Source organism: Clostridium sp. chh4-2 (genome assembly GCF_002899675.1).
Lineage (GTDB): Bacteria > Bacillota > Clostridia > Lachnospirales > Lachnospiraceae > CHH4-2.
Map to the genome: position 1 here is coordinate 276,969 of NZ_PKUU01000005.1, position 7,105 is coordinate 284,073.

General features: G+C 45.8%; 5 protein-coding genes. 2 read left to right on the forward strand and 3 right to left on the reverse strand.

Annotated elements, in window-relative coordinates:
- Positions 1-4: 4 nt before the first annotated feature.
- From C0033_RS07630 to C0033_RS07640, 3 genes are read right to left on the reverse strand one after another with little or no spacing between them, the layout of a single operon-like run.
- The gene (locus C0033_RS07630) at positions 5-844 is read right to left on the reverse strand and encodes a carbohydrate ABC transporter permease (protein WP_242984438.1); all 840 of its coding nucleotides are present in this window, start codon (positions 842-844) and stop codon (positions 5-7) included.
- The gene (locus C0033_RS07635) at positions 841-1,707 is read right to left on the reverse strand and encodes a sugar ABC transporter permease (RefSeq protein WP_103227272.1); all 867 of its coding nucleotides are present in this window, start codon (positions 1,705-1,707) and stop codon (positions 841-843) included. The genes C0033_RS07630 and C0033_RS07635 overlap by 4 nt, the downstream gene beginning before the upstream one ends.
- Positions 1,670-3,931 carry a hypothetical protein gene (locus C0033_RS07640; RefSeq protein WP_242984439.1) on the reverse strand — a complete coding sequence of 754 codons (2,262 nt, stop codon included), beginning with the start codon at positions 3,929-3,931 and terminating at the stop codon, positions 1,670-1,672. Before C0033_RS07640 ends, C0033_RS07635 begins: the two co-directional genes overlap by 38 nt.
- 226 nt (positions 3,932-4,157) lie before the next feature.
- Between C0033_RS07640 and C0033_RS07645 the strand changes: the two genes are divergently transcribed.
- Together C0033_RS07645 and C0033_RS07650 are read left to right on the forward strand one after the other, a co-directional pair.
- Positions 4,158-4,841, forward strand: coding sequence for a response regulator transcription factor (locus C0033_RS07645; protein ID WP_103227273.1), 684 nt, complete (start codon positions 4,158-4,160; stop codon positions 4,839-4,841).
- Positions 4,838-6,133 carry a HAMP domain-containing sensor histidine kinase gene (locus C0033_RS07650; RefSeq protein WP_103227274.1) on the forward strand — a complete coding sequence of 432 codons (1,296 nt, stop codon included), beginning with the start codon at positions 4,838-4,840 and terminating at the stop codon, positions 6,131-6,133. Before C0033_RS07645 ends, C0033_RS07650 begins: the two co-directional genes overlap by 4 nt.
- Positions 6,134-7,105: the final 972 nt, after the last annotated feature.

The following is a 7,105-nucleotide window of genomic DNA, read 5'->3' on the forward strand; positions in this document are numbered from 1 at the left end:
TTCCTCATTCCTTTATTCCGGAAGCAGCAATTCCCTGCTCTAAATTTCCCTGTCCCAGTATGAACAGAGTAACCGGCAAAATCATCATAACGATCGAAGCAGCCCACGCAACCCCCGCCTTATCCGAAGTGATCTCCGGCAAATAAAGCGACAAAGGCCACAACCGCCTTTCCTTTAAAAATGCCATCGGCTGTTCGATCGCATTCCAGTATTCCAAAAACCCTAAAACCATTGCGGATATAATTCCCGGCATCCCAAGGGGAATTCCCACCTTGAAAAACACGGTCAATTCCCCGGCTCCGTCCAGCTTTGCCGCCTCCAAAAGCGGAACCGGTATTCCTTCAAAGAATTTCGTCATGATAAATACAGGAAACGTAGAGAAAATCCCTGGCAGAATCACCGCAAAATGGCTGTTCAAAAGTTTTAAATTTTTAAGCACCAGATAATTAGGCACCATGGTTACCTGAAACGGCAAAATCATCAAAACGATATAGATAAAAAACAGAACCCCTTTTCCCCGAAAGTTATAATTGGCAAATCCCCAGGCCGCCAAAAGGGCAACTACCATCTGTCCCGCTAAAACAGCTCCCGTCTGGAAGCAGGAATTCCAAAACATCACATAAAATCCTGGTGAATCAAAGAGCAGCTCAATATATGGCCGCAGCGTAGGATAAGTCGGAATCAGCGTTTCCTTTACCGGAGTCATTCCTGTTCCAAATATTATGGCAAACCGGTCCAGCATCTCGCTTTCCGACATCAGGGAATTGCCTGCCATCATGAGGAGGGGCATCCACACCAGAATACAGAAAAAGGTCAGAATTGCTTTCATGCAAAACCTTTTCATTGGCTCTTCCTCCTCTTTCTCACAAGAATCCATAAAACAATAGGAACCAGAACCACCGTTTCGATTAAAACAGAGGCCGCGCTCATTTTCTGAATATCCAGGGATACAAACCAGTTGTTGAACAAATGCTGCAGCATATAGATGCTTTCATTTGGATAGTCACCTGCCACCAGATAGGCCTCCCGGAACACTTTAAATGAATTAACCACGGATAAAATGCCCGCCAAAAGCACCGTACGCCTCAGCCCGGGCATGGTGATATAGATAAATTTCTGCCATGCTCCGGCTCCGTCCACCTCCGCAGCTTCATACAGCTCTTTGGAGATTCCATCCAGCCCGGCCAGCCACAGCACCATATCATATCCCGTATTTTTCCACAGATAGGTGGCAACCAGCACATAAAATGCGCTTTTATCTCCCATCCAATCCCCTCCCGTCACCCCAAACAGTAACAGGAGCTGATTGAAAAGTCCTTTGGAATGAAAAATTAATTTCCACAGCAGCACAATGGACGCCACCGGAATTGCCATGGGCAGCAGGATACTGGTTTTATACAGCCCCGTTCCCTTTTTTATTCCCAGCACCAGAAGTGCCAGGAAAAGGGATAAAACCAACAGGGTGGGAATACAGACCGCAGTAAAACGGAATGTATTCCAAACAGCCAGGCGAAATGCCTGACTGCTTAAAACCTCCCTGAAATTACGAAGCCCTACAAAGGTTCCGCCGACCGCCTGATAAAAGGATCTGTACATTACGTTCAAAAATGGAATCAACACAAAGACAGTAACTCCTATCAGGCTGGGGGCCAGGAACAAAAAGGCTTTTTTATTCTGAGAAATACAGGTTCGCTTTGTTTTCTGCATTTTGTGCCGCCTGTTCAAGCGACAGGCTTCCGTCGAAGAATCCTTTCGTCTCATCTATAATAATCCCCAACAAAACGCGGTCCACAATGATCGGACGGTCCGCCCCTTCTGCCAGACGGAACAGCTGCGTTTTTTCTTCTTTATTAGGCCATGATCCGGCCAGTTCATATCCATCGCCGCCCGACACGGCAACCATGTATTCACTGCTCTTTTTGTCGACCATCCACTCATCCACAGCCTTTAAGTTAACAGGAAGCCCGTCTGATAAATCACTGCCCTGAACCTGGCTGCCCAGCACATAGCGGACAAATTCCTGAGCAAGTTCCATATCTTGACTCCCTTTATTAATGCCGAGCACGCCTTTTGGAATATAAGAATTATTAACGGACTGCAAAGTAAACTGGTTCTTATTAATAACTGCAAATGACATTATCAGCCCGCTCAAACCATTGGCACTGTCGATGGCTATGCTGCTTTTTCCCGTATCCACCCGTTCGTATTCACTGTCCATAAATCCACTGGCGCCAAATCTCATATTATAGACCCGCCCCATTCCGGACTCCTCGTCTTCGCCAAACGATGGCTGGGCCCCACAGGCTTCTCCAACGGTCTGAACCGTCTCAAGCAGTTCCTTTATCTTTCCCGGAACCAGTTTTTTCTGTTGTCCATCCACAATTTCATTATAAGAAATCGTTGTTATCTGTCTCAGCAGGTTTTCATACGTTGTCTTAGGCCGGATCGGCAGATTGGACGGATTCTGTTGATAAGTTTTAATCCCTTCCAACGAACCCAGGCTGTCAATGGCCTTCTGATCACCATATGCCACCAGAAGGGTCATCCTGGAAGGCATTTGATAGATGCTTCCATCCGCCTCAGTAAAAGGCGCGGCAACATTTCCCATCAGTTCGCCTGAATCAATCATCGGTTTCAGCACATCCTTCATATCCGCCAAAATCCCCTTATCTATGTAGGAGTCCACTGGAAGGCCGTCCAAAACCAGTATATCCGCCCCATTTCCTCCCAAAAGTTCCGTATTCAAAGCCCTGATTGTATCGGAAACTGTGGTGCTTCCCGAAGTTTCCGCCCCATCGATCAGTTCCACAATAACATCGGGATGTTCCAGCTGGAACATGGATGCAGCCTGACGGATCGTATCATCTTTACTGAGATCCAGCCCGTATACATTTAACGTCCGGCTGGGCACAGAGGGCATGTTGGGGTCAAAAACATAGTGTTTCAGCTGGTCATTTTCCCCGGTTCCTACCCATACATAAAAATCGTCCTCATTGCCCACAAATAATTTATTGAGATAAACGCTGGGCATGCTCAAAGAATTCAGCTTTCCGTCCACAATCGTTTCCCAAATGCTGCCCCCCTGTGCCATATGATGAATTCCATCTGCATTGGCCACAAAGAAACCGCCTTTACGGTCGGCAGCCGTCGGAGATGAACTGTCGCCGTATTCAGAATGGGACTGATAGGGAATCTCTTCTTTGGCAATTCCCGACTGCTCTTTTACATCATATTTTAAGAAGCAGTTATTTCCGATGGTCAGATAAATATCATCATAGAGAAATCCGCCCGGCCTCCATTCCATCGAACTCCAAATCTGGGGCATGGAAAACAGTTCTTTTCCGTCCTGGGTATATGCAACAGTCTTATCTTTGTCAGACATCAATATGGTTCCGTCCGCCGTGATACCATAATAATCCGGATAGACTGCATAATATCCACTGTCTTTTTTCACCGACAAAATGTCTTCCAACAGTTCTTTAGGCGGCTGCCCTTCTTCCAGCTTCACCAGATGAGCCTTATACTCTTCTGCGTCATGATAGGAAACATACCTGTTTTTATCCTCCCCATATATCATATTAAAATAATATGGAAATTCTAATTCCTCCAGCAATGACTTCTCCTGTTTTTCCCACTGACCGTCACGAAGCAGATACCGGTTAATTCCACTGCTTTCTTTTATATAGAGTTCGAGGCTTCTATCCTCCAACTGTATCATATCCACAATCCTGTCCCCGCTTTCTCCCGGAAACTCCACGCTGCTTTCCGCATATCTTCCCATCGCCTGCGGCTTTTCCTCTGTCTGTGCCTGCGTTGTACCGGCGGTTGTGCCTGTATTCGTATCTGTATTTGATGCAGAAGAACATCCGCCAAGCAAACCGACGGCCATGCTCATTGCGAGCGCTGCTGATATAATCTTCTTTCTTATCATAACTTCTCCCTCTTCCCGTCCTTTTGACGAAAATTTCCTTTCCGTTTATTTGTTTCTGCCATTATCATATCAAACAGATCTCTAAAAAAACTGGAAAATGGTAATAATTTCTTTTAGATTTTTTAGAGATTTGTCTGCTATACTATTAAGTAGATTGGGGTGCAAAAGGTCTTGCCTCCCGAAACATAAGCAAGAAATAAATCTATTTATAAATGGGGAATTTATTATGAGAATTCTATTGGTAGAAGACGACAGAGAATTATGCGATACGGTAAAATTACAGCTGATTCACGCAGGTTATGATACGGATGCCTGCTATACGGGACAGGACGCATTTTACTATGCTTCCGAACACCCTTATGACGTGATCATCCTGGACCGGATGCTTCCGGTCATCGATGGAATCAGCCTTTTAAAAAGTCTGAGAAACCAGCAGATCTCCACGCCGGTAATCATCACCACCGCTTTAGACGGAATCAACGACAGAATTGATGGATTGGACGCCGGAGCCGACGACTATCTGGTAAAGCCCTATGCAGTAGAAGAACTGCTGGCCCGCATCCGCGCCATCGCAAGACGTCCTGCCAGACTGGAACACAGTTTAAACCAATCCTTTTCCAATATCAGCCTGGATACGGACAGGCACGAACTGACCGGCCCCGGAGGCACGGTGTCTTTAAGCAAACGGGAATCCGCCCTTTTAGAATATCTGATCCGCAATGCCAGACAGATTCTGCCCAGAGGCCTGATTCTGTCCTACATATGGGGGCCTGATTCGGAGGTGGAAGAAGGCAACCTGGACAATTACATCTATTTTTTAAGAAGGCGTTTAAAATCCGTACAGGCAGCCGCACAGATTAAAACCGTACACGGAGTCGGTTACCGGCTGGAAGAAGGTGGCACTTCATGATAAAAAAACTGCGCAAACAGCTGACCGCCCTATATACCATCACCACCGGCCTGATTCTGACAGCGGTTGTGATCGGAGTCCTGGCCGCCAGCACCAGAGATGCCAGACAAAAAAGTCTGGAAAACTTTCAGAATAACATTTTAAATATCGCCGCCAGGATTCAGGCGGGAACGACGATCGACTGGACCTGGCTGTCCAAGATGGAAAATTCGGGAGACCTTATCATACATATTGAAGACAACGGAACTCCATTTCTCTATTCCGGTTCCTGGACTCCATTAACCGCCCGTTCCGTTTTGCTGGAACGGGCCCGTGAACAGGCGCTTTCGGAAGGAATTAATACAAGCGTTCCTCCTGTCTCCTCTTCCCTTCTCCGTAGTTCCGTATTCACAATTGCCGGAGATCAGAATGACCACTATTACGCTTCCGCCCTTGTCTTCCCTTCACAAAATGGCTTTCAAAGCCTGATCCTGCTGTCCTATCAGAACCCGGCCGCATCCGGCTTATATAAGCAGCGTTTTTTCCTGCTGTTTTTAGAAGCTGCCGGACTTGCAGCCCTCTTTACTGTCAGCTGGTTTTTCGTTGGAAGATCATTAAAGCCCATTGAAATGAGCAGAAAAAAGCAAAATGAATTCATCGCTGCCGCATCCCACGAGCTGCGCTCTCCCCTGTCGGTGATACGGTCCAGCCTGTCGGCAATTCCGGCCGCCCCGGACCGTCAGGAGCAGTTTTTAAAAAATATAGACAACGAATGCTGCCGCATGTCCCACTTAATCAACGACATGCTGCTTTTGGCCTCCGCAGATGCCGGCAGCTGGTCTTTCCGTCCGGAACCCTTGGACGTGGACACGCTTCTCATCGAAACCTACGAATGTTTTGAACCGATCTGCCTTGAAAAAAACTTAAAGCTGTCCCTGGATCTTCCGGAATCCTCCCTGCCTCACATTATGGGCGATAAACACCGCCTGTTACAGGTGCTCACCATTCTGTTGGACAATGCTCTTACCTATTCTCCGGCCGGAGGAACCATACGGATATCCGCCGCATTAAACGAAAAAAAAAGCAGCCTGATTCTGGCTGTGGAAGATGAAGGCTGCGGAATACCGGATGAAATTAAAAAACATATCTTTGAACGCTTTTACCGGGCAGATGATTCCAGAACCGGAAAGCAGCACTATGGCCTTGGTCTGAGTATTGCAAAAGAATTAGTTTCATTACATGGCGGCACCATCTCAGTAACAGACAGCAGCATCGGCGGCGCCCGATTTCTCATCCGGCTTCCTGTTAAATAGGGGAGCCGGTAAAGAATCACCGCTTCTTCTAAAACAAAAAAATAAGAACGAGTATCGATTTAACTTTCATTCGATACTCGTTCTCAAACTATCTCGTCCATTGGAGTATATACCTCTCAATTCTTTAGTATGTTGTACATCTTCTTATCTTTTGTAGATATGTACATTTCTTTATTTAATTGTTACCCATTCTCCTCTGCTGCAAACCTTTTCGAATCACTTTTCTTTCCATTTTCTTTTCTAAGTGTTATCTGTAACTTTTCGAAAATTCTTATCGCATCAGCAATACTTTCTCGTCATATCACCAAACGATCCATTTCGTATTTCATTAGATAAACTATTCTTAGATTTGATTCATCTTTTGTTTTTTGCTTTGGTAGATTGGTTTGTCCTATTGTCTAGTTTATTAAGTAATAAACTAAACGAAGCTTAATATTTTGGTGGTCCGTACCTCCTTGTTTAGATTTTGTTTCGTATTTCTTTTTGTTGTCTTTATTATATCCAATACCCTCTCATTTGTCAATACTCTTTTTTATAATTTTATTATTTTCAGACTATTCTCTAGTTTTCGCACAATTAACATCCTCTTCCCCGGACCGGACGGCTCCTCCGACCTGCCTCTCCCGGCTCCGCCTCCCCATTCCGTGCTGATTTTCACTAGCCTGGTTAAAAACAATATGAGTGCCTAGTTATTTATGCAGCATCACATTTACATTAATCGTTAAGGGATTTTCAGAAATGCTTTCGGGTTTTACTTTAAACGTCAAGGCATTTCGCGAAAAGACCTCACCCTTGATGTAAAATTTACTCACAATCCACCAAATCTTTTTTACCCTCAGCTAGCCAATCAACAGCCGGAAAGAAGGGGAAACCTGGGCGGGCGGCGGAACTGGAGAAAGACAGGGGATCGTGTGCAGACCCTTAGTGATACTTGGTCGTAACCCGAATCCCCTGTCTTTCTCCAGTTCCGCC